The 26361-nt window shown below is 60.0% G+C and carries 20 protein-coding genes and 3 pseudogenes; 13 read left to right on the plus strand and 10 right to left on the minus strand.

What is annotated here, in order from left to right; translation table 11 throughout:
- Window positions 1–29 precede the first annotated feature (29 nt).
- Complete coding sequence (locus PQR42_RS33045) at window positions 30–257, plus strand: hypothetical protein (protein ID WP_408494653.1); 228 nt, start codon at window positions 30–32, stop codon at window positions 255–257.
- A gap of 59 nt (window positions 258–316) precedes the next feature.
- Here the strand turns inward: PQR42_RS33045 and PQR42_RS33050 are convergent, their stop codons facing one another.
- The 6 genes from PQR42_RS33050 to PQR42_RS33075 are packed head-to-tail and all read right to left on the minus strand — an operon-like array spanning window position 317 to window position 8367.
- Window positions 317–2830 (minus strand): glycosyltransferase family 4 protein, encoded by a 2514-nt coding sequence (locus PQR42_RS33050; protein ID WP_408494655.1) that lies wholly within the window; start codon window positions 2828–2830, stop codon window positions 317–319.
- Window positions 2757–3788, minus strand: a complete 1032-nt coding sequence (locus PQR42_RS33055; RefSeq protein ID WP_408494657.1) for a glycosyltransferase family 4 protein — start codon at window positions 3786–3788, stop codon at window positions 2757–2759. The genes PQR42_RS33050 and PQR42_RS33055 overlap by 74 nt, the downstream gene beginning before the upstream one ends.
- Window positions 3785–5089, minus strand: coding sequence for a methyltransferase domain-containing protein (locus PQR42_RS33060; RefSeq protein WP_408494659.1), 1305 nt, complete (start codon window positions 5087–5089; stop codon window positions 3785–3787). Before PQR42_RS33060 ends, PQR42_RS33055 begins: the two co-directional genes overlap by 4 nt.
- Window positions 5086–6309, minus strand: coding sequence for an ABC transporter ATP-binding protein (locus PQR42_RS33065; RefSeq protein ID WP_408494661.1), 1224 nt, complete (start codon window positions 6307–6309; stop codon window positions 5086–5088). The genes PQR42_RS33060 and PQR42_RS33065 overlap by 4 nt, the downstream gene beginning before the upstream one ends.
- A gap of 26 nt (window positions 6310–6335) precedes the next feature.
- The gene (locus PQR42_RS33070) at window positions 6336–7232 is read right to left on the minus strand and encodes an ABC transporter permease (RefSeq protein WP_408494663.1); all 897 of its coding nucleotides are present in this window, start codon (window positions 7230–7232) and stop codon (window positions 6336–6338) included.
- Window positions 7162–8367: a glycosyltransferase family 4 protein gene (locus PQR42_RS33075; protein WP_408494664.1), complete on the minus strand. Its 1206-nt coding sequence runs from the start codon at window positions 8365–8367 to the stop codon at window positions 7162–7164. Before PQR42_RS33075 ends, PQR42_RS33070 begins: the two co-directional genes overlap by 71 nt.
- A gap of 210 nt (window positions 8368–8577) precedes the next feature.
- On the opposite strand from PQR42_RS33075, the gene PQR42_RS33080 reads away from it, so the two are divergent.
- The 7 genes from PQR42_RS33080 (at window position 8578) to PQR42_RS33110 (ending at window position 19308) form a co-directional block, all read left to right on the plus strand.
- Window positions 8578–10374, plus strand: a complete 1797-nt coding sequence (locus PQR42_RS33080; RefSeq protein WP_408494666.1) for a type I secretion system permease/ATPase — start codon at window positions 8578–8580, stop codon at window positions 10372–10374.
- Between the two features lie 14 nt (window positions 10375–10388).
- The gene (locus PQR42_RS33085) at window positions 10389–11753 is read left to right on the plus strand and encodes an HlyD family type I secretion periplasmic adaptor subunit (RefSeq protein WP_408494668.1); all 1365 of its coding nucleotides are present in this window, start codon (window positions 10389–10391) and stop codon (window positions 11751–11753) included.
- Window positions 11754–11826: 73 nt separating this feature from the next.
- A complete protein-coding gene (locus tag PQR42_RS33090; protein WP_408494670.1) occupies window positions 11827–13224 on the plus strand; it encodes a TolC family outer membrane protein in 1398 nt (465 codons plus the stop codon).
- 1967 nt (window positions 13225–15191) lie between these two features.
- Complete coding sequence (locus PQR42_RS33095; RefSeq protein ID WP_408494672.1) at window positions 15192–18338, plus strand: DUF4214 domain-containing protein; 3147 nt, start codon at window positions 15192–15194, stop codon at window positions 18336–18338.
- A 164-nt stretch (window positions 18339–18502) separates the two neighbouring features.
- The gene (locus tag PQR42_RS33100; RefSeq protein WP_408494674.1) at window positions 18503–18688 is read left to right on the plus strand and encodes a hypothetical protein; all 186 of its coding nucleotides are present in this window, start codon (window positions 18503–18505) and stop codon (window positions 18686–18688) included.
- 43 nt (window positions 18689–18731) lie between these two features.
- Window positions 18732–18980 carry a hypothetical protein gene (locus PQR42_RS33105; RefSeq protein ID WP_408494676.1) on the plus strand — a complete coding sequence of 83 codons (249 nt, stop codon included), beginning with the start codon at window positions 18732–18734 and terminating at the stop codon, window positions 18978–18980.
- 25 nt (window positions 18981–19005) lie between these two features.
- Window positions 19006–19308, plus strand: coding sequence for a hypothetical protein (locus PQR42_RS33110; protein WP_408494678.1), 303 nt, complete (start codon window positions 19006–19008; stop codon window positions 19306–19308).
- Window positions 19309–19477: 169 nt separating this feature from the next.
- On the opposite strand, the gene PQR42_RS33115 is transcribed toward PQR42_RS33110, so the two are convergent.
- From PQR42_RS33115 to PQR42_RS33125, 3 genes are all read right to left on the minus strand, one after another.
- Window positions 19478–19669: a hypothetical protein gene (locus tag PQR42_RS33115; protein ID WP_408494680.1), complete on the minus strand. Its 192-nt coding sequence runs from the start codon at window positions 19667–19669 to the stop codon at window positions 19478–19480.
- Window positions 19670–19847: 178 nt separating this feature from the next.
- Window positions 19848–20060, minus strand: a complete 213-nt coding sequence (locus tag PQR42_RS33120; protein ID WP_408494682.1) for a lysozyme family protein — start codon at window positions 20058–20060, stop codon at window positions 19848–19850.
- Between the two features lie 15 nt (window positions 20061–20075).
- Complete coding sequence (locus PQR42_RS33125; RefSeq protein WP_408494684.1) at window positions 20076–20351, minus strand: glycosyl hydrolase 108 family protein; 276 nt, start codon at window positions 20349–20351, stop codon at window positions 20076–20078.
- On the opposite strand from PQR42_RS33125, the gene PQR42_RS33130 reads away from it, so the two are divergent.
- The 3 genes from PQR42_RS33130 to PQR42_RS33140 all read left to right on the plus strand — a co-directional run bounded on the left by PQR42_RS33130 (window position 20332) and on the right by PQR42_RS33140 (window position 22653).
- Window positions 20332–20472 (plus strand): hypothetical protein, encoded by a 141-nt coding sequence (locus tag PQR42_RS33130; protein ID WP_408494686.1) that lies wholly within the window; start codon window positions 20332–20334, stop codon window positions 20470–20472. The genes PQR42_RS33125 and PQR42_RS33130 overlap by 20 nt on opposite strands.
- Before the next feature lie 12 nt (window positions 20473–20484).
- The gene (gene istB, locus PQR42_RS33135) at window positions 20485–21243 is read left to right on the plus strand and encodes an IS21-like element helper ATPase IstB (protein ID WP_408494688.1); all 759 of its coding nucleotides are present in this window, start codon (window positions 20485–20487) and stop codon (window positions 21241–21243) included.
- A 726-nt stretch (window positions 21244–21969) separates the two neighbouring features.
- Window positions 21970–22653 (plus strand): Crp/Fnr family transcriptional regulator, encoded by a 684-nt coding sequence (locus tag PQR42_RS33140; RefSeq protein ID WP_408494690.1) that lies wholly within the window; start codon window positions 21970–21972, stop codon window positions 22651–22653.
- Window positions 22654–22816: 163 nt separating this feature from the next.
- On the opposite strand, the pseudogene istA reads toward PQR42_RS33140, so the two are convergent.
- A pseudogene (istA, locus tag PQR42_RS33145) lies at window positions 22817–23529 on the minus strand (IS21 family transposase); the annotation flags it as partial.
- 98 nt (window positions 23530–23627) lie between these two features.
- On the opposite strand from istA, the pseudogene PQR42_RS33150 reads away from it, so the two are divergent.
- Window positions 23628–25164, plus strand: a pseudogene (locus PQR42_RS33150) (IS3 family transposase).
- Window positions 25165–25300: 136 nt separating this feature from the next.
- Window positions 25301–26047 (plus strand): annotated as a pseudogene (locus tag PQR42_RS33155) (IS110 family RNA-guided transposase); the annotation flags it as partial.
- Window positions 26048–26361 lie beyond the last annotated feature (314 nt).

The following is a 26361-nucleotide window of genomic DNA, read 5'->3' on the forward strand; positions in this document are numbered from 1 at the left end:
ATCGTCACTTCCGCCGTCACATCCATTCCATGAAAAGCTCGATCAGTGTTTCGCAAACGCCAGCGGCCGCCGAAGACCGGTCTGTCTGCCTGGAATGGCAAGGTTCTCTGCATCACTCGTATGACTCGGTCGACAGCCTGCTGCACGAGGTCACCCACGCAGCGCCGGCGCAATCCGCAGGTCCCGCACCCACCGTGGAACTCACGGTGATCGGCCAGTCGGACGCGCTGCTGCCGCTCAGCCATTATCTGCTGTAAGAAGCAGCGCCCTGGACCGAACGGGTAACGACGGTCCCGACTGGCCCTGTTCTTAGTGCTTATCCGAGAATCTGCGTGAGCGCCTGCGAGTAGGTTGCGGCAATCGCTGCCCAGTCTCCGTGCGTTTCGACGCGCCGTCGCGCGTTGCGCATCATGCGATCGCGTTCTGCCTGCGTCAGCTGCAGCATCGCATTGATGCCTTGTGCGAAAGCGTGCGCTTCCGCCAACACATAGTCCTGTCCGGCACAGTAACCCAGGCCGCGAGCACCAAACTCCGTACTTACCACAGGCAGCCCGACCGCTGCATATTCGAGTAGTTTCAGATTGGTCCCTGATCCTGAAATGACCGGGTTCAGGCCCAGGTCGCAAATCGCAAGCCAGGTGGCCTTCTCAGCATCACTCACGACACCCAGAAGGCCAACGTTCGCGGGCCGTTCCCATGCTTCCATGGCGTGGCAGACCGAACCCAGCAGCAGGAAATGGACCGAAGGCAGCTCCGCGGCAGCCTCCACGACGAGGCGGGCGGCATCGATATTCGGACCGTGAGCGCTACCCATGAAGAGCGCGAGGGGGTGCACCACGCGCAGCGCCGAGCGGCGGTCCTGTGTCTGCGCGGCCGCACGCAAAGGCGTCGCGGCGACATCGATCCCGTTGGGCACGACAATCAGCTTTGCGTCGTCTGCTACGCCATAGAGTTTAGTCATGCGCTCGCGGTCCTGAGTCGAGCAGGCGGTTACGAGAGACGCCTCCCGCACGGCGCGCCGTTCGAGCGCCGACACCTGGTCGATCGCCCATCGATGCGGGCCGTAAATATCTGCCTTGAGATCGGCCTCGACGTTGTGCGCCTCATATACGAAAGCCCGCGACGAAACTTTACGCAACGCCGGCATGGAATAGGGATGGGAGCACACAATCAGGTTTGCACGCCGTGCCAGCGCGTAAATGGCGTCGAGCCACTGAGGTGCGGTGTCCGGATGCAGTGCCGCTGCCAGATCTTCAACGGAAGCACCCAGCGTGTGCTCCAGCAGTTGCGCGGCCTCGGTGAACGCTTGGGACTTTGGCACCAGTTCCTCGCTGAAATCAGTGGCAAGCCTGCGCACGCCGCATAGATGTGAGGGCGCCAGATTGACGAACTGCACCTGAAACTGGTCGGCAACACGCGAATAAAGCCCCTGCAGGCGGAGTTTGCCGCCACTGACTACCGGCGCGATGGGGAAGGTATTAATGACGCCGAGAATGGGCTTTGCCTGCCGGGTCACGACGCTGGGCGCCGCCTGCCTCACGGCACCCGCTGCATTAACGGAATCGTTGGCTGCTACGGGTTGCCGCCCGGCCGCAAGCAATGCATCGCACAGGCTGCCCCAGTCGAGGTGGGCCGCGCGCGCACGGCCCGCCAGGCCCATTTCCAGTGCCCGGGGCAAATCAGTGCAGATGCGTCGCATTGCGCCCGCCAGCGCGGCGACATCTGGCTCGACGATCAGTCCCGAGCGCTCATGCTCGATCAGTTCGAGCGGACCGCCGGAATCCGTTGTGGTCAGGACCGGTTTTGCCGAAAGCATCGCTTCCAGCGTGATCAGGCCGTAGTCTTCGTCACGTGGCACGAACGGCACGCACACGGCCCGTGCGTACTCCTGCGCCAGCACGGCGTCAGGAACGCGCCCGAGGAAGTGTATGCCGCTGTGGCCGGCCGCTGCCTCACGCAGCCGTGCTTCATCGGGGCCGCTGCCAGCAATGCGGAACGGCACGTCGACCCCGCTCTGCATATACGCCTTGATGAGCAGATCGATCCGCTTCGCCTGGTCAAGACGGCTTGCGCTGAAAAGAGTCTGCTGTGGTCCGGATGCAAGACCTTTGAGACCGGTCGGATGGTGATGGACCGCAACCTTCACACCGGGCGGGAAATAGCCCTCGCGCGCCGCGACAACCCGGGAAATCGCAGCGTAGCGCACGATCTTGTCCGGCCGCATCGCAACTGCGTCAAGCAGACGGATAGCCGCGCGTGTCACGGGCCCGGGAAAGGCCCAGCACGGTGCCTGCGGCGAGCGCTGCCAGGCGGCGTCGAGTGCATCGAGCAGATCCTTGAACTCGAGATCGGCTGCGCGGTAGTTCGCGAGCGCGCTCACGATCCGCGCCGGAATGCCGAGCGCGAGCAGGTCGCCCTGATCGAAGTGCGTGGGCATGCCAGGCGGGTAACAGTCGTAGAGTCCGCGCAGCGTATGCTGAAGATACACGACGTGATTGCGGTGCCGGATTGCCCATGCCGGATACTTGGTGCTGATGACCAGGTCGAAATGATCAAGGTCGAGCTGCGAGAAGTGGCGATAGCTGGCCAGCAGCTCGCCCATGCTTCGCTCGGGGCTCGGAACCTTAAGCAGGTCCGCCTGGTTCCCCGGACGCGCGTTAAACGCCTCGAGCAGCCCCCACCACAGGTTCTCGGCGCCCCCGATCACAAACGGCACCGGGCTCGGCGCAACAATGGCAATTCTCATGAAAAACCGGTCAAAGAGGTTGGGTAAGCGCATCGACGACGTGATGCCACGAGATATCCGCCGCCCGGTAAGCTTCGCGGCCACGAAGCCCCGCTTCGGCGGCTTCGCGTGGATGCTCCGCGAGCCAGTCCAGGCGTCTGGCCAGTGCGTCAGCGTCTGGTCGTTCCACCCAGCCTGTTTCACCATGGCTAACGAACTCAAGCGGGCCGCCCGAGTCGGTGCACGTGATGACAGGCTTTGAGGACAGCATCGCTTCCAGCGTGATGTATCCGTAGTCTTCGTCGAAAGCCGGAAACGCAACGGCCAGCGCGCGCGAGTAAAAGGCGCGCTTTTCCGCTTCAGTCACATGGCCGATCAGCGCTACGCGATCGCCGACACCGTGGCGCTGGATCAGCGCCGCAAGCGCTTCGCGCTGGCCACCGTCGCCAGCAAGCACGATCTTCAGCGACGAGCGCATGCGCTGCGCCGCTTCGATCAGTAGCGACTGACGCTTGAGAGTTTCTAGACGGCTGGGAAAGAACACGTAGGGCAGAGCGGCTTCGCGCCGGAATGACTCAGCCTGCGCCGGCGGATGATAGAGCGGCGTCGCGGTAATCCGGTTGAAATCGGACAGCCGTGCAGCGACGCGCCGGGAATTGGCGAACACGCGATTCGCACGTGAGAGTGCCGCATTGTCGAACGCGGTCACCTGTCCGCGCAGCCGGGTAAGTTCCGCGGAGGCCTCCGCGGCGTCGTACAGTTCGTAGACAGCGCGGTGCTGGTGCATCACCCATACCCGGTGATCGGGATGGACGACCCCATAGCTTGGGAACTGCAAGCTGATGACCTGATCGATCGTCACGCCGTTGGGGCGCACGAAATCAAGTGACGCTGCGTGTTCCATGGCCCGCACAATGTCCTGTTCGGGCGAGAACCGAAACGGCAGGCGTAACAGCTCGACATCATGTCCTGCCTGCTGTAACGCTCGCACCACACCGGCGATGTGGTAGGAAGCGCCCCCGTGCATGAACGGCACAAGGTTGGCCGTCACGAGAATCTTCACGCTTCGCCCCCTTCTGCTGCTCTCTTGCGTCCCAGTACTGCGAAGTCCTGCGGACCGCACAAATGCCCGTTGACGCGCTCGGTAAGGGGATCGTTGCCCGGCACCTTCGCCTCTTCCGGGTAAGGGCTGCTTCGAATGACGTCAATCGCCTCAAAGCGGTGATACGTCAGCAGGAACGAGATCGCGCTTGGTGTGATAGGGTTGCGGTGCGTGAAGTCGTGATAGAAGGTGTGGCTGCCTACCAGCACGTTTTCCGGATTGGGTGTCTCGAACAGGACCGAGCCGCCCTCCACCAGCACACGGTAGCTCTCCTGCACGAGCGCGAACAGATAGTCAAACGGCAGATGCTCGATGATATGAAAGCCGGTAACGGCGGCGACCGAGCCTGTGGGCAGGCTGCGCAGAAAGGTAAGTGCGTCCGTGCACCGCACGTTCAGTCCCTGTGCGAAGCAGGCATCGACCATCACGCGGTTGGCATCAATGCCAATCGCGTCGCGGCCGTTCTGCCTGACATAGGTCAGCCATTCACCGCGACCACAGCCGATATCCACGATCTCATGCGTCAGGCCATCTGCTCGTGGCACGCCCGTCGCAAGCCAGTCTTGATAGATGGCGAGTTTTGCAAGCACACTTTCGCGGGTGCCACGATTGGCATCCTCGAACGCAAGGTAATAGGCGTCGATGGTTTCTGGCGACACTGCGGGCCTCGGTATGAGCTCCTCGCGCAAATCGAGCAAGCGCCGCGATAGCTGTTCGACCTGCCGGCCGTGTCGCAGCACGACCCCGACGGTGTTTTCAAAGCGGGCCCGCCATGCGGGCAGTGAACGCCTCAGCACATAGCGCGCATAGAATCCATCAGCATATCGCCCGGCACGCCGGGCCAGCCCTCCCAGGCCCACGCGTCGCATCAGCCAGTCTGCTGCCGCGACGGCAATGACGGCACTTAACCCCAACACCGGCACTGCAACGCGGCGCCCCTCCGGACACATGCGCAGCCTCGCCAGCACGACGAGCCGGCTAATTCCGCGCGCAAGCTGCTCCACATAATTGGTGCGACCTGTTGCATCAGCTTCACGCGCTAGCAGGAGCCGATACGCGCCGTCCACAAACTCCGCGTTGTCAGCAACGAGCAGGTGTTCGATGGTATTCCGCCCTGCAAGGTCGGCGGCACCGGGAACCGGCTCGGAGGCGGTGACCGGACGATCCGGGGCGAGCGTGGTGCCTGTGTCATCAGTGGAGGCATGCGCGGCCGCCTCGGCCTTGACACGCGCAATCAGATCTTGGAGTACCGCGTTGGTCATGGTTCTTGTAACGTGGGTTCTACGAAGTCCCGTACCGGGGATTGCTCAAAACGGACTGGCACATAGCACAGTCCGGAAAAGGGCACGTTGCTGAAGCCGGCAATCTCGAACGCCGCGGCGGCATCCCACCAGTGCTGGCAGTCATGAATATGGGTATCGTCGGAATGCAGTGCGACGGTCACCGTATATTTGCCAGGGGCGAAATTCAACGGCAGCGAGAAGTGGCAATTTACACGGTCGCCAGCCGAAAAGTGTGCCGCCTCGCGCAGCAGGGCGGTATTGGTGCCGAAGACGTCCTGACCAAAGCGGTCGCGAATGAGAATCCCGACGGATAGCGCGGCAGTCTGTTTTGACTCGCATTCGAGTCCAATAGTGATCTCTTCGCCCGATGCAAAGCGCATTGCGGGACCAAGCCGGTTTGACAGCACCACGCTCCGGATGCGCGTGCGCAACGCGCCGTACGAATCGGGCGTGGACTCCTCCTTCTGCGGCGCGTCGTCATCGATGCCGGCAATCAGTCTGTAGTAGATCTGCGCGGCCTCGTCAGGCAACCCGTCGTACGCGATGGTGCCCTCCGAGAGCAGAATCGCCCGGTCGCAGAGCAGCTTTACCGAATTGATGTCGTGAGACACGTATAGGATTGAGCCACCCTTATCGCGGAACTCGCGGATGCGCTTCAGACATTTCTGCTGGAAGCGTGCATCGCCCACTGCCAGTGCCTCGTCGACAATAAAGCAGACGGGGTCCGCGTGAATGGCCACTGCAAACCCGAGCCGCATGATCATTCCGGACGAATAGGTCCGCAACGGCGCGTCAATGAAGCCGGCCAGCTCGGAAAAAGCAACGATCGCGTCGAATCGTTCCTCTATCTCCGCGCTGGTCATGCCAATCAGTCTTGCGTTCACGGCAATGTTTTCGCGACCCGACAGACTGCCGTCGAAACCGGTGCCCAGCTCCAGCAGGCCGGCGATGCGTCCACGGCGTTCGATCGTTCCAGCATCGGGCATCAGCACACCGCTCACCAGTTTGAGTAGCGTGGACTTGCCCGCACCGTTTTGTCCCAGCACGCCAATCGCCTCGCCCTGACCGAGCGAAAACGAAATGTCATCAAGTGCAACATGCACGCGATGCCGCGCCTTTCCGAAAAGGCCTTCTAGAAGGCGGTCAGCGGTCCGGTTGTAGATCTTGAAGCGCTTCGATAGCCGTTGGACCTCCAGCACCGGCGAACCTCTCTGCACACGACCTGTCACAGCGTATCCCTCAAATCCGATTGCAGCCGGTCCAGCAGCAGGCGGCTCGCGAGCAGACTGATGCACGCGGCCAGAGCGAGTCCGATTAGCTCCTTTGCTGGCGGATACTGATGCCACACGATGATGCCGTGCACGGCATCGATGGCCCAGAAGATCGGGCTCAGGTGCATCGCCTTTGCGGCCCAAGGCGGCAGGATCGAGGCGAGATAGACCACCGGTGTCAGCCAGAACCCGAACTGCAGGAGTATGTTAAGGACGTTCTTGATGTCAGGAATAAAAACGTCGAGGGTACCGAGGATGATGCCAACCCCGTACGCGAACGCGCTTAGCAACAGCGCGATGACGGGCAGTGCCAGCCATTGCACACCGATCGGGTGACCGATAATCATCAGGAAGACGGCGAAAAAACCCATGGTGATGCCGTAGACAGCCCACTCGGCGAGCACGATATGAAGCGGCATGACCCATAGGTCGACGCTGATTTTACGGATCAGGTGCGCCTTTGAGCCGTAAACAGGCGTCAGCCGGTTCAGCAGGTTAGCGAAGAGATTCCATGTGAGAAGCCCGCCAATCAGATAAACCGTATACAGATAGGGATCCGCGTCCGCGCCAATCCGTGTGCGCATGAAGCGGGAAAACACGGTACTGAACAGCACGACAAACGTCAAAGGCTGTATCAGCAGCCACGCGGCGCCGAGCGCGTTTTCGCGGTGCCGGTCAATGAGATCCTGGCGCGAGAGGAGCAGCACATGCGCAAGATTGGTTCTTAATGTATGCATGAACAGATTGAAAGTGGGCATACGCCTGTCCCGTCTGAAGTTCTCAGGCGACGATCTGGCGATAGACGGCGAGGGTTTCGTCGGCAGTACGCTGCCAGCTGAAGCTGCGCGCACGGGCGCTTCCAGCCGAGATCAGCCGTTCGCGCAACGCGCTGTCGTCGATGAGAGCCTGCATGGCTTCAGTAAAGCCCTCGACATCGGCTGCGTCGCGCATGATAGCTGCATCGCCCGCCACTTCCTGCAAAGCGCGGGCCGTCGAACACAGCACCGGGACGCCGGATGCCATTGCTTCTACCACCGGTAGTCCAAAACCCTCATAGACCGACGGATATACCATCGCAAGTGCGCCCGCAGTCAGGACCGGGATGTCATCGTCGGATACATAGCCCAGCCTGCGTACAGAACCCTCGCGCAGGCCATGCTCCAGCGCGAGGTGAAGGGAGTCAGTCAGCCATCCCTCCACGCCAATGAGAGTCAGCGGGAATTTGCAACGCACCGAGACTGGCAGGCGCGCATGTGCTGCGAGCGCAGTATGAAGGTTCTTGCGCGGCTCGAGCGTGCCCACTGCAGCGAAGTAGTGGCCATGCACGAGGCCGTACCGTGCCATCACGTCGGAGGTCGCATCGGAAGAATGCGGCCGGAAGCGCGTCGAGACACCGTTATGCACGACCCTGATTTTATCGCGGGGGACTGGAAAACAGGCCTGTAGTTCATCGCGCACAAAATCCGATACCACGATAATTCTGTCGGACTGCTCGAGAGCGCGCGGAAAGTTGGCACGCAAGAGCGCGAGGCGATGTGCCGGATGGTACTCGGGATAGCGTACCCAGGATACGTCATGTGCAGTAATAACCGTGGGGCCGCGAAACCGGAACGGAATGAAGTTCGGATCGTGATAGACCTGCGGGACACGCTGCCGCCTTATTCCTGAATCAAAGCGGTACTGTTCGACATGCGGCATGAAACGGTAGATGCCGGGAACGAACCGGCGCGCAAAGCGCTTGGCGCTCCCCGCGGCCACCGTACGCCATGACCTTGCCCCTGCCCCCCCGGCGGAGGATGTAACGGCACCCTTCTCACGCGATGTAGACCAGTGCGTTCCATAGAAAAACCGCACCTGATGGCCCCGTTGAACAAATTCGCGGGCGAGATGGGACGCGTATTGCCCAATACCGGTTAGAGGCGTAAGCAAGGCACGCCCTCCCATTGCGATATTGAGCTGCGCGTCAGAATTATGATTTTGGAGCATCTGCTGCCTGCAAAGAGGGGATTCTGGAAGCAGCGCAAGTATCGGGCTTGTTTTCCTGAATTGATGTGACAGCCGTCACATTTTTGCCGGGCTCGATGGATCAGAATGAGCGCCTTCGCAAGGGGCCGACGCTGCGGTGTCGAATAGCTAACAGATCAGAATTGCAGACCAGTCGGGAGGTGTCGCGATCAGCCAGCGCGGCAACAGCAAATGACCAAGAAAGTCCGGGTACCGTCGAACGAAATCATTCAGGCGCTGCTGGGTTACCGTCGTGTGTTCCGCACGGTGGGGACCTTCAGCATGCTCATCAACGTGCTGATGCTCGTGCCGTCGCTCTACATGCTGCAGGTCTACGACCGTGTTCTGCCCAGCCGCAATGGCGTCACACTCGCGATGCTCACGCTGATGATGCTGGGCATGTATGCGTTCTCGAGCGTGCTTGAGTACGTACGCAGTTTCATCGTGATACGGGTGGGCGGCAAGCTCGACATGCATCTGAACAGCCGCGTGTACACGGCGGCGTTTGAGACGAACCTCAAGCAGCAGGGCGTCAATGCAGGCCAGTCGCTCAACGATCTGACCACGATCCGGCAGTTCGTGACGGGCAACGCACTGTTCGCGTTCTTTGACGCGCCGTGGTTTCCCATCTACCTGGCAGTCATTTTCCTGTTCAACGTCTGGCTCGGCGTGTTTTCGCTGGTGGGATCCGTCATTCTCATCGCGCTCGCTATTGCCAACGAACGGGTCTCGCGCCGTCCGCTGGCCGAAGCAACCGCGCTGTCGATCCGCTCGAGTTCGCTCGCGACCGCGAACCTGCGAAACGCCGAAGTCATCGAAGCCATGGGCATGCTGCCCAACCTGATGTCGCGCTGGTCGATACTGAACGCCGGGTTTCTGGCCCGGCAGGCGGAAGCCAGCGAGAAAGCCGCGATGGTCGGCAATGTCACCAAATTTGTCCGGCTGTCGCTGCAGTCGCTGATTCTAGGACTGGGCGCCCTGCTCGCGATTGAAGGCAAGGTGTCCCCGGGCATGATGATCGCCGGCTCGATCCTGATGGGCAAGGTCCTGGGCCCGCTGGAAATGGTGATCTCCGTCTGGCGTCAGTGGAGTGGCGCGAGAAGTGCATATGACCGCCTCGTCGAGCTGCTTGAGAACAACCCGGTGCGCCGTATCGGCATGAGTCTGCCGCCCCCGGCAGGTCGTCTGACGCTCGAGGCAGTGAGCGCCGCGGCACCGGGCTCACGTCTGCCTGTGGTGCACGGCCTGTCGTTCAATATCGACGCGGGCGACATCGTGGGCGTAATCGGGCCGAGCGCCTCCGGCAAGTCCACACTCGCGCGGCTCATGGTGGGCGTATGGCCCGCAGCTGTCGGAACGGTGCGACTTGACGGAGCCGACATCTACCAGTGGGACAAGGACCAGCTGGGCCCGCACATCGGTTACCTGCCGCAGGACATCGAACTGTTTGGCGGCTCAATCGCCGAAAACATTGCGCGCTTTGGCCAGATTGAATCTGACAAGGTCATCGAAGCGGCAAAGCTCGCGGCCGTTCACGAGATGATCCTGCGTTTGCCACAGGGCTATGACACGCTGGTGGGTGACCGGGGAGCCGGACTGTCCGGCGGCCAGAAACAGCGTATCGGACTGGCCCGCGCGTTATACGGCGACCCGTCTTTTATCGTACTCGATGAGCCGAACTCGAATCTGGACGAGACGGGCGAGGCAGCACTGAAGCAGGCGATCGAGCGTCTGCAGGCCGCGGGCAAGACAGTTGTCCTGATCACCCATCGCACGAGCATCATTGCGGCGACCACCAAGCTGCTGCTCCTGGTGGAGGGTCAGCTCAGGATGTACGGCCCGACTGCACACGTGCTGGCCGCGTTGCAGAACGCTCCGGCACACACGGCTGCTGCCCAGACGGCAGCTGCACAACCTGCCGCCGCGGGACCGACCCAGCCCGAACATCACCAGCCGTCCGCCGCTGACACGGCGGAGGCAACCGTCTGATCTGCAGGGTTTCCATGTTCAATTTTCAAAGCAAGAAGGCGGCGGTGCCCGCCGTCGAGGTGCTCGGCACTGCATTGCCGCCGGTGGTTGATGTCGACGAATCGCGATACGTGAAACTCGGCTGGACAGTCGTCCTGGTGGGCATCGTAGGTTCGCTGCTATGGGCGTCCTTCGCTCCCCTCAGCAAGGGAACTGCGGTTCAGGGTACGGTGGTCGTGACCGGCAACCGCAAGACAATCCAGCATCCGACGGGCGGCATCATCCGCGAGATTCTCGTGCAGGACGGTGATGAAGTGAAGGCAGGCCAGGTGCTCGTCAGGATGAACGACGTTCAGACGAGGTCCCAGGCCGCCACCGTCCGTTCGCAATACCTGACAGAGCTCGCAACGAAGGCACGCCTCGTCGCGGAAGCGACGAACGCGAAAGAAATATCGTTTCCGCCCGAGCTGATGGATCGTGTCGCAGCGCATGACGAAGAGGCCGAAGATGACGTCAGGCTGCAACGGCAACTGCTGATCACACGCCGGCTGGCACTGCAAGCGTCTGTCGGCGCGCTGGTGGAAAACATTGCGGGCTATCGCGCCCAGCTGGCAGGCCAGAGCGACTCCCAGGTACAGCAACTGGCAGAACGCAAGACGCTGCAGGACCAGCTGGCCGGTGTGCGGCAGCTCACGAGCGAGGGGTATGTGCCGCGCAGCAAGCTTCAGGACCTTGAACGCCAGGAGGCTGCACTCAATAGCGACATCTCCAGACAGGCCGGCACCACTGGACAGCTGGCAAGCCAGATGGCCGAAGCACGCCTGCACATCGCGCAGATGCAGGAAGACTACATGAGAGATGTCCGCACCCAGCTCAGCGAGGTGCAGCGCGACACCGAGGCCCTGAAAAGCCGTCTCGCTGAAAGCGAGTTCGAACTCACCAACACCGAGGTCCGTTCCCCGGTCGACGGAACGGTCGTGGGCGTGAACGTGTTCACCAACGGCGGCACGGTCGCAGCAGGCGCGAAGCTGATGGAGGTGGTGCCCAGCGGCGAGCCGCTCGAAGTGGAAGGCCAGTTGCAGGTCAACCTGATCGACAAGGTTCACAAGGGTCTGCCGGTCGACATGATGTTTACCGCCTTCAACCAGAACAGTACGCCGAAGATACCGGGCGTCCTCACCTTTGTATCGGCAGACCGTCTGGTGGATGACCATACGGGCGCACCGTACTACCGGGTTCGCGCGAAGGTTACGCCGCAGGGCATGAAACTGCTGCGGAATCTGAACGTGAGGCCCGGGATGCCTGTTGAGATGTTCGTCAATGCCGGCCAGCGCTCCATGCTCAGCTATCTGCTCAAGCCGCTCATCGATCGCTCGCACACCGCGTTGACGGAGGACTGACGTGCAACGTGTGCTTATAACCATGAGGGGACGCAGGTCGATCTCCACCTGTTCACGCCGGATTATCCGTACGGTGCCCCAACTGCATGCTATCGCGCTTGCAATATCGTTCAGTGCAGCGCTGATCGCACCGTGCACGGCGCACGCGCTCGGTCTGGCAGAGGTCTATGACGCTGCGCTAGGTCACGATCCGGTGTTCGCAGCAGCGGCAAAGCAGAAAGAGGCCGATGATGCCAACGTTGCGATTGGCCGCTCATATCTGCTACCGAACGTGTCGGCGAACTACTCCAGGTACCGCGATGTGACCGGTACGACGTATTTTGGACAGCCACAGGGCGACGTTTCGGTCCACCAGGTCTATGGGGCGTATTCCGAGGGTGTTTCACTGCGGCAATCCCTGATCAACTTCGAAGGCGTAGCGCGTTACCGTTACGGCAAAGCAACAGCTCTCGCTGGCGATGCGACCTTCGATGACCGCAAGCAGGAACTGCTCGTACGCGTGCTGGGCGCCTATACGGATACCGTCTTTGCACAGGAGCAGCTATCACTCGCAACGGCCCAGAAAAAGGCGTTTGACGAACAGTTCGCCGGCAACCAGGCGATGTTCCGGAACGGCGAAGGCACGCGCACGGACATCCTGGAGACGAAGTCGAAGTCAGAACTCGCACAGGCAGACGTAGCCGACGCGCGCGACGCTGTCGACAATGCAGCGCATACACTCGAAGCAATGACCGGCCTGCCGGCTTCGCTCGACATCGCCGGTCTTGACCGGCTGAAGGATAACTATCGGCCGACGCTGCCGTCGCCCGTTAGCTTCGACGAATGGCGGGATATTGCTCTTGCGAATAACGCCCAGCTGATCGCCGGACGGCACTCTCTGGAGGCCGCGCGGCAACAGGTGAAAATTGTAAGGGCGGGCTTTTATCCGCGCGTCGATCTGGTCGCCAGTATCGGCAAGAACCAGTCCAATACAGTGGAGACCATCGGCCAGCGCTATCTGACCAAGGCGATCGGCGTGGAAGTGACGATACCGCTGTATTCAGGCGGCCTTGTGCAGGCCTCGTCGCAACAGGCTCAGGCTAACTATGAGCGGGCGGAGCTCGAGTTGCAGGACAAAACCGACAAGGTGTTACTGGACGTACGCAAGCAGTACAACGTGTGCGTCAGCAGCCTGACACGCATCGATGCGCTCAAGAGTGCAGTGGAGTCCGCCACCCTGCAGATTACGGCTACGCAAAAAAGTGTGCAGGCCGGCATGCGCACGAACCTGGACGTACTGACAGCGACACAGCAGCTCTATCAGGCCAAGCGGGATCTGGCGCGCGCGCGCTATCAGTACCTGCTGGCCGAACTGCAACTCAAACGTGCGGCAGGGACACTGACGCCACAGGATCTGTATGAAATCGCGCAGTGGTTCGTTCCATCTGCCCAGATTGCGAATGTTACAAGGTCAATGCCGCTCATACACTAAACATCGACACCCTGCCAGCTCAGTTTTCCGCGGGTTGGGCTGAATTCTGGCACCGCCTCGCCGGTGCGGCATGCCTCGACGGCACCGCATGACAGTCGCCTGTTGAGTCGGCGCACTCACCACCGGCAGGTGTACTGGATCTGCGGCGATGTGGTCTCCCCGGCCGCCTATCGGCTCATCTGCTCAGGCGACGTCTTCTACAGCCCCCAGTCGGATGCAAGCGCCCTCCTCGGCAAGGAACCTTGCATTGCCGCATTACTGAGCCGACAGCCGCTGCCATTTAACTTGAAATTGTGCGTGCCCGCACAGTCTTCCTTCGGCATCTGCTCTAAATTAGGAGACCTCTTGCGCATCAGCTAAGCGGTTGGTCAGCTTGCTGCTGCGCACACTCATTGAAATAGACCTATGGCATCTCATTCGAAGACCAAGGAAAGAGCGACACGCAAGCGATGCGGTCCGCAATGCTGCATTGTCGGCTGGACCATTGAGCCGGCCTCGGTGCCGGGCCATGTGCGCCTGTCGTTCTCCGTGGCTGGCCAGTCAGGTGATAGCGTCCGCTCATCGAGCACGCGACATTACCTGTTGCAATGCGAGCGGATAGTGGATCTGGTCCGGGAACTCACCGGTACACTGGAACACTCCAACGCCAGTTGGGTGCTAGAGGAGCATGGGCTCGAAGCCGGCTCACAGGTTCTGGCAGATCCGACGTCTGGGCCAGACGCTCGGGAGCAAGACTCATCCGGACTGCCTAGCCACTTTCTCCTCGGCGCCTACGGCCTCGTCGGTAACTAGTCGCGCAGGTGAATTTATTAAGCGGCCGCTCTTTGCGCCACGCAGCATTCGTCGGCTTCCAGCTTTCCCCTTAAATCGCTTTGCGACGACCACATCGCGTTCCCGGAACGTCTTCTGGACGCATGTAACTGGCGCATTTTTTCAGCTTTGCATGGCAGTTAACTTCGCCGCGGGTGAGAGCCTTTCGACTTCGTCTCTAGCAAATTCTTCAATCTGTGATATCTATCACAAAGAATAAAGGGTCATTGAATTACTATGAACACTGAACCCGGGCCTTTTGGCCCGCGTTCACCCCGGTCGGTCAACCGGAAGGCCTCGGATTACCTCAATGGCGGCTGACCGTAGTGATGGTCGCCTGTCTGCACTCTCGGCAGGACGGAGGTTTTGCGCCCACGTACACAACACGTGGGTTTTTTTTATTTCCGCACCATGAAATCGCTGTGCTGTCCGTTGGCGTGCAACCGCTTGACCATAAAGAATACTGCGACGGATGCTCCCGACGTGCACATCCGAAGCGAAGTGCCGGCACCAATGCGCCTTTGCTGTCTCTTAGCCATCCTCGTTGCCCGTCGGCTGCTGGTATCTGGAACGAGGCGACAGATTGTTTCTCTTCATCGGCGACCGAAGTAATGTTAAGGCGCCCGCCGATCCCGAGTAATGCGCTGACGCGGAGAGAATTTCAAAGACACCCAAAATGTGATAGCCGTCACACCTTGTCGTGACACGATGCATTATTGTTGCCTCCCTTGTCGGATACAAGCGGCCATAGCAGCACCCCCCGTCGGCTTGATCTGCGGTTAGACCGTCAGAGCCCTCTAGCACCGCACCGATCTACTCATATCAGACTGGTAGCGCTCCTGTTTTTCTGCCGCCTTGTTTCCCCTGCCAACTCTATCTCTTCAGGCGTGCGGCCCATCCGGAAGACTGCATTTCCTCGCCTGAATCGTTCGCTGATCTATTTCATACGTTGTGTGCGCAACTTTTATTGGGTATTTGCGAGTTTGTGAGCCACATCACACATTGCATGCGCGGGATATGGAAAATCCGCAATGCGTTGTCGGTGCCGTGGTCTAGGGACTTATTGCCAGTAGCAGGCAAGTCGGCTCCTGCCACAGCATGGAATTGCCGACGCGTCACACGTGTGATTTAGATAAACTTTTCTTGGGAATGTTCAAATGGCCGCATTGTCCTACGCCGAACAAGTACAACAAGCATATCTGGCCTACTACGGCCGCCCCGCTGACCCGGCAGGTCAGCAATACTGGGTTAACCAGCTGACCGCTGCGAACGGCAACCTGAATTCGATCATCAACGCGTTCGGTAACTCGGCTGAGTCGACCGCTCTCTATGGCGGCTCGAGCACGGCCGCGCAAGTCAACGCAATCTATCAAACGCTGTTCGGTCGTGCTGCTGACGTGACCGGCCTGAACTTCTACGTGAATGGCATCGTCAGCGGTCAATTCACGCTCGCTTCAGTCGCTCTGAACATCTACAACGGCGCAACCGGTACGGACGCAACTGAACTGACTGCAAAGCTGGGCTACGCTGATTCGTTCACCGCAGCGCTGAGCCAGTCGGTTGCTGGTCAAGTCGCTTACTCGGGCAACGCAGCAGTGAGCAACGCTCGCGCAGCAGTCGCATCGGTTGTCGACTCGACTTCGCAAGCTACGGCAACCGCAGCTCTGTCGACGACGATCGCGAACATCGGTACGGGCACGGTCGCGCAGACATTCACGCTCACTACGGGTGCGGATACCCTTGCGCCGGCGGGCAATATCGCTATCAACGGCTTCTCCGCCGCAGGCGCCAACGCTAATACCGACACGCTGACGTCGGCTGACGTCATCCAGGGTAGCGGCAAGGGTAACGTGTTGAACGTTACGAACACCGCCGCGACGGCTGACGCTACCGCAGGTGCTCAAATCTCCGGTATTCAGACGGTTAACATCCGCAACACTGCTGCGACGACCACGGCATCGAATCTCGACGCATCGAAAGTCACTGGTTTGACGGCCGTCAACTCGAACCAAGGTACGGGTGACCTCGTCGTTACCAACCTGGGTTCGGGCGCTAGCGCCGGCATTATCGGTAATGGTACGGTTGCCAACGGCACGCTCAACTTCGGCTACGCAGCGGCCGCTGGCTCGAAGGGTACTGCAACCCTGAACCTCGCGAATGGTGTTGTCGGCACGAACAGCGCTGTCGTTCTGAATGAAAGCGCTGGTACGGCAAACGAAACGAGCCTGGTGATTAATAGCACCGGCGCAGCCAATGCGATTAAGAGCCTTGACCTTAAGGGCACGGGCGCGGCGGGCGTGACTGCATTGACTATCAATGCAGCTTCGAACCTCGACCTGGGTACAGGCGCAAGCAACTTTGCCTCCGGCGCTACGGTAGCGGTTTCGGGCGCCGCATCGTCGGTCAAGCTGGGCACCGCTGCACTGGAAAACACCATCAAGTCGGTCGATGCTTCTGGCCTGACGGTGGGCGGCATCACGGCAACGCTGAATACTGCAGCGCCTACTGGCTTCACCCTGAAGGGCGGTGCAGGTGCCGATACCATTACCGTTACCGGCGCATTCACCAACACCGTTGCTGCTGGCGCTATTGATGGCGGTGCTGGTACAGACACGTTGATCGTGTCTACTGCAGCATTGACCAGCGCGACCGGCGCTGACTTCGTCAACTTCGAAGTGCTGCAAAACGCTGTTGCAGGTACTCAGGATGCGTCTGTCGTTGCTGGCATCACCACGCTGCAGGCAAACGCTAGCGGCGCTGGTTTCTCCAAAATGACTGCTGGCCAAGCTGCCAACGTCCAGGTCCTGCAAAGCGACGCGACCGCAACGTTCGCGTTGAAAGATTCGAGCGGTACGTCCGACGTTCTCGGCCTGACCTTGCAAAATGCACTGCCGGCAAACGCTGCGACGGTTATCAACGCTACGGCCCTGACGGTTGACGGCTTCGAAACGTTGAATGTGGCTGCTAACAGCGGTCTTCAGTCGATTTACTCGTCAGGCACCGCGCTCGGCACTATCGACTCGGTTTCGTTCGCGGCGTCGGCGACCCCGTCCGTCAAGTCGGTTGTCGCGACGGGCAGCTACGCTATCAACATCGACGCGTCGGCTTCCGGCGCATCGAAGGTTACGTTGATTGACGTGTCTGCTGACACGGCAGGCGCTGTTATCACGACGGGCGGACAAACGGGTGCCCTCGTTGTGAACGGCTCCGCTGCAGCCGACGTCATCAATGTCGGCGCTATGGGCACTGCTGGCTCGCAGACCATCAATGCTGGCGCAGGCAACGACGTTATCAAGGGTACTTATGCCGACTTGCTCGCTGCAACGTCGATTAACGGTGGCGCTGGTACCGACACTTTGAACCTTACGGACGCGACGCTGACGATTAACGACAACCTGTTCAAGAACGTAACGGGTGTTGAGAAGGTCGTGTATAGCAGCGCGACGCAGGTTACGCATGTCGTCGGCGGCTACGCAAATGCGCTGGCAGCAGCAAACGGCGGCGTGCTGGATATCACCGCGTCGGCTCTTACCGATGCGGCAGCATCCAGCATTGATGCTAGCGGCCTGTCGAGCGGTAACTCGCTCAAGCTGTCGGCTACGGTTACTGCAGGCGCTGCTCACACCGGTTCGCTTGCTATTACCGGTTCGTCAGGCGCGGACAATATCACTGTCGTGAGCAGCGGTGTGGGCAATGCCGCAGCCATCACGATTTCGGATAGCGTCGGTACGGCTAGCAAGATGATTGACCTGTCGGGCGTCACGGTTTCGGGTGCTGTAAGCGTTACAACCGGTGCTGGTGCTGACACGATTAAGGGTGGTGCTGTTGCTGAGACTATCACGGCCGGTGCGGGCGCTGACACCGTGACATTGTTGGCTGGCCACGCTACGGCTCAGACGCTGAACTACGCTACCGGAGATTCGACTGCATCGGCGATGGACCTGGTGTCCAACTTCGCTAAGGCGACGGACATCATCAGCTTCACGGCTGACAACACGACCGTGGTCGGTAACGGTTCGTTCACGGCTCTCCAGACCGGTATTGCCAACCTGACGGCATCGGTGACGGGTGGCGTAGTGACGTTTGGCGGTTCCGCTGCAACGGGCTTGACGGCTGCGAATGCAATCGCGGCTGTGAGCGCACTGGAATCCACTGATGGTCAGGCTGCAGCGTTCGTATTGGGCGGCAACACGTACGTGGTCGAGCACCATGGTGCGACCACGAACGTGGTGGAGCTGGTCGGTGTCAGCTCGGTGGCTAGCGTCACTGCTAGCGGTGCTACGCACAACATTACGCTGTCTTAAGTCTCCTTATGGGAGACGCCCTCAGGCTTCGGCCTGAGGGCAGCGAAAGCCTTAAGAGGCCCCTACTGCTCACAAGGCGGCGGGGGTTTTTCCTTTTTGAGATTCTTGGATAACCAGGCAAAGTTCTCCGCAACAACCACTATCGTCTTTACCCATTCCACCTCATGCGCGATATGCAAAGCTTCAACCGGAGCCAGTTGCTTGACTACGAGGCGCGCATGCTGGCGCTATGGAAGACGAACTGGGTTCTCATCGACACCTTGAAAGCCATTCAAGGGAGTCTGTCCCTGGACGACCCGCAGCAGCGGGCCATCTTCCATCGCATTGAGGAGGCGCTCGAACGAATATGAATCAGACGCTACAGGCACCAGTCCCCGGCATGCCGGAGAACGCATGATGCCGCCATTACTTATCCCCGTAGGGCGCTGGAAGGTTCACGCCGAATCAACGAGCGAGCAGGCCTCCATTCATCTTTCCGGCCGGGCGCTTTCAGGTTCTCTCATGAACGACGTCAGCCTGCACGAAGTTCAGCTGACGCCAGACCAGGCTCAGGAGCTGATTTCCGGACTGAATCTGGCGCTGCTGGAACTCGAACTGCAGCGCACTACCGACCTGGCCCGGAGCGCCGAGGGCGCCGGATAGCCGCCGTCATCGCTCCCGGACAAACATGTCAGACGCAACGAACCTCACACCGGTGGCGGAAGACGCCCACGCTGCTTCGCCCGTACCGGTCCACGACTGGCAGATTGACTCGACGAGCGAGCATGTCGCAATGCGCCTGTCCGCCGAAGGGGTATCGGACGGTTCTATCGCCGCTGGCGAACACGGCTTCCGGCTGGCGCCGGAGCAGGCACGCCAGATGATCCGCGACCTGAGCGCGGCGGTGCTCGCTTCGGACGTAAAACGGCTCGCTGAGACAGGCAACGAAGGTGACGTCGGCATTGAGTCCCACGGCGAGCTCGGTGACTGAAGGCTATCCCCGGTTATCGCTGGGCACGCGTGGATCACTTTGCATCTTGCGCCGGAGAAGCTCGCCACACCGAGGACGCCACCGATCGCAACCCATGCCTCTGGCGGGATGCTCGGCTGAACGATGTTCGGCCACCAGCCGCGCAGGATCGGGATGACGAAATACGCCCCTATCCAAGCGAAGCCGAACAGAATCCAACGAACGGCCGCCATGCATACGTCGGCCAGTCGTCCGCCTTCGCCTCGACCTGCATCGTCTGATTGACCACCGCAGTGTTCGCCTGATCGGCGGCAAGCTGAGCCTTGTCAACGTCGGCAGCGAGCTGCGCCTGCGGCTCGAGCACCGCCTTCTGGAACTGCATCGACAGGTTCGGATCAGCCTGAATCGCGGCGAGAGCCGCATCCGGCGCCGACTGCCCTGTAACGGCCTGCGCAATGCCGACTACTTGCCGGCGACGTTCTCGGCCTTCGGACCGCCGAGCCAGCCGGCGATCATCGGCGCGAATTGTGCGAGCGCCATTGCAACAGGGATTAGCGGCATCATGCAGCTCCTTTGGCGAGATTGTTGGCGATGCGGGTTGCCCAGCCCTTGCCGAAGGTGCTGAACGTCTTGAGCGAGGTGAAATAGCGCAGTCGCAGCGCGTTCCAACGCAGGATGAAACGGAACGGGTCAACGGCCCGCAGCGCGGCGATCGTCGCAGGACCGAACAGCCCGTCGACCTTCGCGCCGGCTACACCCTGCATCCAGATCACCGGATGGCCGCCGTTCTAGTTCGCATCGAAGATCTGGAACGCCACGCGCGCGTCGAGCTCGTCAAGCCGAAGCGGATCCCAGTACAGCGTCTTTGCGATCGCCTTCGGCGTGTCGCGGGGCAAGTCCTTCATCTGCCCGGTGTAGCCCGCCGCGCGCAACGCGCGCCGTGACGCCCCACATCGTTCGCCGCCCGGATCCGCTAGATTGTTCGAAAAGAGTGATGCGACGCCGCCCAACGTCCACTTCCCGAGCGTAAAGCCGCCTGCCAGCGTGCCTCTGAAAGCGCCCAACTACCGGTTCATCGCCTCGACGCTGAAGAATGGCCTGGAGAGCAAGGCCGACGCGGCCGCTATCCAGACCGAACTGCCGCTCACGCACGCCAACGTGCGTGGGCCGTCCTACTACCACTGAAGGAGATCAGACATGCTGCATCACCCGACCGTCGAGCGGCTGCACGAACTGCGGCTGTTCGGCATGGCCACAGCGCTGGCCGACCATCAATCCCAGAGCAGCATCGACCAGCTTAGCTTCGAGGAGCGCCTGGGGCTGCTCGTCGAACGGGAAGCAAGCGAACGCCAGTCGCGCCTGCTCACGGCGCGACTGCGCCGCGCGAAGCTGCGTTTCCCTGACGCGGTACCCGAAGACATCAACTACCGCGAGCCCCGCAGACTGGGTCGGGCGCTGCTCGCCCGGGTGCTCGCCGGCGAATGGATACGGGCGCACCAGAACGTGATTCTGGTGCAGCCAATCGGGCCCGGTAAAAGCTGGCTTGCATGCGCGCTGGTGAATCAGGCGTGTCGTCAGGGCTTCTCGGCCCGCTATCTGCGCATGCCGAAGTTCAACGAGGAGATGGCCATCGCGCACGGTAGCGGGTGCTACGCGAAGCTGCTCGCACAGTGGGCCAAGACCGACATCCTCGTCATGGATGATCTGGCCATGGCACCGCTGTCGGATGCGGCGCGGCGCGATCTGCTGGACGTGCTCGACGACCGGCACGGCCGGCGTTCGGTGATCGTCACCAGTCAGATTCTAGTCGACAGCTGGCATCCTGCCATCGGAGATCCGACACTCGCTGATGCGATTCTCGACCGGCTGGTTCACAACGCGCATCGCTTCACGCTCTCGGGCGAATCAATGCGCGAGCGCCGAAATGGTTTGACCACCGACGGCGACAAGGAGTAAAAAAGCTCACCCCGCGTCGCCATGTCCACCGCGCTCGCTTTGCTGTGGAATGCCCGATCGGTTTCGCGTGGAATGCTTGCTCGGTTTGCCGCGGAACGGCTGTTCGGTTTGCGTGGAATACGCAGCTACGTACTCAGGCAAAAACGATATTCAGGATTTCCTACTTTGTGCGCCATACAATCATGGCGGCGATTTCATCCGCAGCACGCAGGGAACGGTCAAATTGCCAGCTAATGCGCCGCCAGTGCACGCACCTGCTGTACCGCCCGTAACGACTCAGCCTGCTAATCCCAAGCCATATATTAACGAAGGCAGCCCGGAGAGCGATCACACCATCAGGCCGTTGAGCCACCCAACAACGGAACGATCGCAAGCCAAGTGGTCCTCTAATGCGAATCCGCTGGCCACGGGCAAGCGCAGTTGACTTGTCGCCAAAACCCGGCTTTATATGAGTATGGCCGAAATGGAGCGCAGTTGCGCCTTCACTGCCAGAGAATCGACGCAAATTGGAAGTGTCAATCGGCCTGTGGCTGATCCGGTTTCTCCGTATCGATCTGTGTCTATTTTTTATCATCTTTTACCGCGAAACTGCGAACGGCGCAGGCGTGTGACGAGTCGATCGACCAGCCGTGGGTGCCGGGGAAGATCAAGTGTGAGAACGAGGATGACACGTGCCCGGTGTCAAACTCCTGAAATTCGGTAACTTTCGGCAGTTACCAAAAGAAAATGAATAAAATAATAGAACTGAAGGCCAGTCTGGCACAACAGACGCTGTTCGCTACATCGGACGGAAAAACAATTGAGCTTCTTGCGAACGCTGCGCGGGTGGTGGACTTCAAAAGCGGTGCCTATGTGACGTTTCAAGGGGAGGTCGAATCACCGCTGTTGCTCATTCTATCGGGGCAGCTGAGAGTGTCGAGGCTATCGGCGAAAGGCGACGAAGCACCCATCCGCACTGTTTCCGCTGGTGGATCCACGGGAGCGGTTCCAATCATTTCTAACCGACCAAGTAACGTCAATGTGATAGCCAATCGCGAGAGCACGGTAGCAATGATAGGCCGGACGCTCGCGCGCCAAGTACTTTGCGAGCCTCTAGTGTCAGTCGCGCTGAACGGCCTTCTCGCGTCTTTAGTTGGACGCCTCGTCAATTGCCACAGCAGGCGTGAATTCCCGCGCGCCGCTGCGCGTGTAGCTGCGGTGATCGTTGACGAACTGGATTTGGCTGCTGATTTGGATGCAGCGCCGGCTGAACCGCCAAGTCACGCGACAATCGCTGCGATGGCGAAGGTGAGTCGAGAGACAGTTTCACGGGTGCTTTCGTCTCTAGAACTTCGAGGGCTCATTGCCAAGGAGGGTCGCCGTATCCGCGTTCTCGACCCAGATGCATTGCGCGCACTGGGCAATGGATAGGCTGGCCGTTTCGAATTTTGATCAAGCCGCGGGTCAGCAGTGACCGTCGAAAATGGGCCATTTCGTTACCCGAAAGGTAGTTGCTACTGCGCGCGGGAAATACCGAACATGACGAACGATATCGCGTAGCGCTCCTCGCGCAGTTTCCGCGACTGGACATTGAGTTCATACGCTCGACCTTGCCCTTCGTCTTCGCGCGGTATGGCTTGCACACGCGAGGCACGAATCGATGGTGTTTGCGAAGTCAGCGAACCCCGGATGATATCGGTGCTGCTTCTTTCCATAGGCATCGCGTTTCAGGATCACCGTTTTCATGTTGTCATACACGATCTCTCTGGTGATGCCACCAGATGCCTCGAATGCCCGCACATGGCAAGCCAGCAGCGTTTCGATACGCATGTCGGTGACAAACTCCGCGTAGCTGACGCGGCTGTAGCCCAACGTCGCAACGAACGCCGCGAGCATGCCGAGTTTGTGCCCCGGCTTACGAAACTCAATCCAGTCCATCTGCATCTGATGTCCCGGCTCTGTCTCGAATCTGACTACCGGGTAGGGGCGTGCAACGGGTCGAAGCTTCTGCAGATACTCCTGCACACGGCGCAAGCCGCCCGTGTAGCCGCGCTCCTCAATCTCCCGCTTGAGCACCGTCGCCGGAATCCAATCGGGCTTCGCTGCTTCGACGCGGCCCTGCAGATAGGCCTTGAACGGCGCAAGCTTGCCGACGACTGGCTGACGGGCCTTACGCTGCGGCGGACCCGATTCCAGATACTTCCTGACGGTGTTGACTGCCATGCCGGTCTCGACCGCAATGTTCCGGAGACTGTTTCCCTGGCGACGCAGAATCTCGATTTCCATGTACTCCTCGTAGCTGATCACGGGCCGCCCAAAAGGAGCAACCCTACAACGAGGTGTATCAATTCCTAACTGCGTTGCTGGGGGTGCGGACGAAAACTTGGACTACCTGGAGGTAGTTCATGTACTCGTACGAAGACCGCGTTCGAGCGGTTCGGCTTTATATCAAGCTGGGAAATCGGTTAGCGGCGACCATTCGACGGCTGGGGTATCCGACAAAGAACTCGCTTAAGTCCTGGCATCGCGAATACGAACAATGTCATGATGTGCGGAGCGGCTATATACGTTCGAGGCCGAAGTATTCACTCGAACAGAAGAAGGCGGCTGTCGATCACTATCTAAACCATGATTGTTGTGCTGCTGAAACCTTGAGGGCTTTGGGATACCCGGGGCGAGGAACGCTTGTAGCGTGGGTTGAAGAACTGTGCCCGGGAACCGTGAAGCGCATTGTCGGCAAAGCTCGGGGCGTTCCGAAACCCGGCGAGGTGAAGCAGGCGGCAGTCATCGAACTGTGCACCAGAGACGAAAGTGCGAGCATGGTTGCCATAAAGATAGGCGTGAGCAGGCCGACGCTATACAACTGGAAGAACAAGCTACTCGGTCGTGAGGTTCCGGCATCCATGAAACGCCCCAAGAATCCAGCACCGCCTCCTGAGCGGGCAGAACTGGAGCGGCAGGTCGATTCGCTTCGACGCGACATTCGGCAGTTGCAACTCGAACACGACATCCTGAAGAAGGCAAATGAACTCAAAAAAAAGGCCTGGGCGTCGACCCGCAACTCCTGAGCAATCGGGAGAAGACGATACTGGTTGATGCCCTGAGACGATCCTACGCCCTGCCAGAACTGTTCGCGGTATTGGGGCTTGCCCGTAGTTCCTACTTTTACCACCGCACACGACTGCTAGTCGCTGACAAATACGCTGGCGTGCGTCGTGTCATCACAGACATCTTCGAGCTCAATTATGGTTGCTATGGTTATCGTCGGATACGCGCGGCACTGGGCAGGGATGAGGTCTCCATATCGGAGAAAGTCGTGCGACGTTTGATGAGGCTGGAAGGCCTGGTCGCTGCCACTGCCAAACGGCGTCGCTATGGCTCTTATCTGGGAGAAATAAGCCCTGCTCCCGAGAACCTTCTTGATCGCGACTTCCGGGCGGCAGCCCCGAATGAAAAATGGCTTACCGACATCACCGAGTTCCAGATCCCGTCTGGTAAGGTGTATCTGTCACCCCTAATCGATTGTTTCGATGGACTTGTTGTCAGTTGGACAATCGGCACGCGGCCAGACGCCGACCTTGTGAATACCATGTTGGATGCAGCCATTGAAACGGTCGGCAATAATACGAGTCGGCCCGTGGTCCACTCCGATCGTGGTGCGCACTATCGCTGGCCAGGATGGCTCTCACGGATGCGCGATGCCAAGCTGATTCGCTCGATGTCACGCAAGGATGCTCACCCGATAACGCGGCTTGCGAAGGCTTCTTCGGGCGGCTAAAGATCGAGTTGTTTTATTCCCGGGACTGGCGGGACACGACCGTTGAGCAATTCATTGAGGCAATTGACTCTTACATCCGCTGGTATAACGCAAAGCGGATCAAAGTCTCGCTCGGCTCTCTCAGCCCGCTCGAATACCGGGAGAGTCTAGGAATGGCAGCATAAACGAGTCCAAGATTTTAGCCGCACCCCCCTCGTAGAGATCGCGCCGACTGAAAATTGAGCCGCGCAATCGACCTATCCTGCTAGTTTGTCAGGCAGGGTGTTTGGGGATGATCCCGATGACGATGATTGGCAAGGTGCGGCAGACGCGGCCGCCATCTGCGAGGCGGTAACCCGTCCGAGTATGCGTTTTGTACCGCTGAAAGACGAACACCAGCAGGCGACACTTTGCCTTCATCGGACCCGGCAGGGGTTCGTTGAAGAGCGGACGGCGGTCTATAACCGGATGCGCGGCCTGCTCTCCGAATTCGGCGTCGTGCTGCCGCAGAGCCCGGAGCGTTTGCAAAGAGAGATCGCGACCCATCCGGACGCATTGCCGGGCTGGGTCCGACGCTGCATCAGCGATTCGCTTGAGCATGTCGGCAACATCGAAGATCGGCTGGCCGAATACGACCGTGCAATCGGCGAAATTGCACGCACCGACGAGCGCAGCAAGCGGCTCATGAAGCTGCGAGGTATCGGTCCGACTACCGCAAGCGTATTGCTTGCGAGCATCGGCGCCGGGCACGACTTCAGAAACGGTCGTCAGGTAGCCGCGTGGATAGGCCTCACGCCAAGCCAGTACAGCAGCGGCGGTAAAGAACGGCTGGCCACTATCACGAAGACGGGAGACGCTTACCTACGCATTCTGCTGGTACTCGGAGCTCGCTCTGTGATGGCAAGTCTTGGCGACAAGCAGGACCGTTTTAGCCGCTGGGTGAGAAATCTCGTCGAGCGTCGCGGTTACTGGCGCACAGCTGTCGCCATCGCCGCGAAGAATGCGCGCATGGCCTGGGCGACGCTCAAGTACGGCGAAGCCTTCAAACACGAACCGGCGACTGCGTGACCAAGCACTATTACCGGATGGATTAGCAGTTCAAAGCACTACAGCAACCAGGAGCGGATAAACGATCACTTTGCACTGCCAGCGGTGATGTGAAACGGGTTGGACCCGCGCAAGGCATACCTGCCAGAGAAACGGGGATTCCTATCCCGCCCAACGAATGAGGTTCTTGCGCGCGTCTTTCATCAGGGTCCGGGCCAGAGGCCCAACATGACCGGTTGTAGTACAGCAGTCCTTCACCTTCTCACACGGACCGACGCGGCATTGCGGAATGTATCAACGTGCGAGCTTCGATTGAGCTTGTGCTCAAAGGGGAA

Origin of the sequence: Paraburkholderia sediminicola (assembly GCF_046027355.1) — a bacterium.
Classification (GTDB): Bacteria; Pseudomonadota; Gammaproteobacteria; order Burkholderiales; family Burkholderiaceae; genus Paraburkholderia; species Paraburkholderia sediminicola_B.

Coding starts and splice junctions, on each gene's coding strand:
- PQR42_RS33115 (WP_408494680.1), bottom strand. CDS start 19,669: ATGCAGTTCCAGAAGGCGGTGCTCGAGCCGCAGGCGCAGCTCGCTGCC.
- PQR42_RS33140 (WP_408494690.1), top strand. CDS start 21,970: ATGAATAAAATAATAGAACTGAAGGCCAGTCTGGCACAACAGACGCTG.
- PQR42_RS33095 (WP_408494672.1), top strand. CDS start 15,192: ATGGCCGCATTGTCCTACGCCGAACAAGTACAACAAGCATATCTGGCC.
- PQR42_RS33085 (WP_408494668.1), top strand. CDS start 10,389: ATGTTCAATTTTCAAAGCAAGAAGGCGGCGGTGCCCGCCGTCGAGGTG.
- PQR42_RS33060 (WP_408494659.1), bottom strand. CDS start 5,089: ATGACCAACGCGGTACTCCAAGATCTGATTGCGCGTGTCAAGGCCGAG.
- PQR42_RS33045 (WP_408494653.1), top strand. CDS start 30: ATGAAAAGCTCGATCAGTGTTTCGCAAACGCCAGCGGCCGCCGAAGAC.
- istB (WP_408494688.1), top strand. CDS start 20,485: ATGCTGCATCACCCGACCGTCGAGCGGCTGCACGAACTGCGGCTGTTC.
- PQR42_RS33080 (WP_408494666.1), top strand. CDS start 8,578: ATGACCAAGAAAGTCCGGGTACCGTCGAACGAAATCATTCAGGCGCTG.
- PQR42_RS33100 (WP_408494674.1), top strand. CDS start 18,503: ATGCGCGATATGCAAAGCTTCAACCGGAGCCAGTTGCTTGACTACGAG.
- PQR42_RS33075 (WP_408494664.1), bottom strand. CDS start 8,367: ATGCTCCAAAATCATAATTCTGACGCGCAGCTCAATATCGCAATGGGA.
- PQR42_RS33105 (WP_408494676.1), top strand. CDS start 18,732: ATGATGCCGCCATTACTTATCCCCGTAGGGCGCTGGAAGGTTCACGCC.
- PQR42_RS33110 (WP_408494678.1), top strand. CDS start 19,006: ATGTCAGACGCAACGAACCTCACACCGGTGGCGGAAGACGCCCACGCT.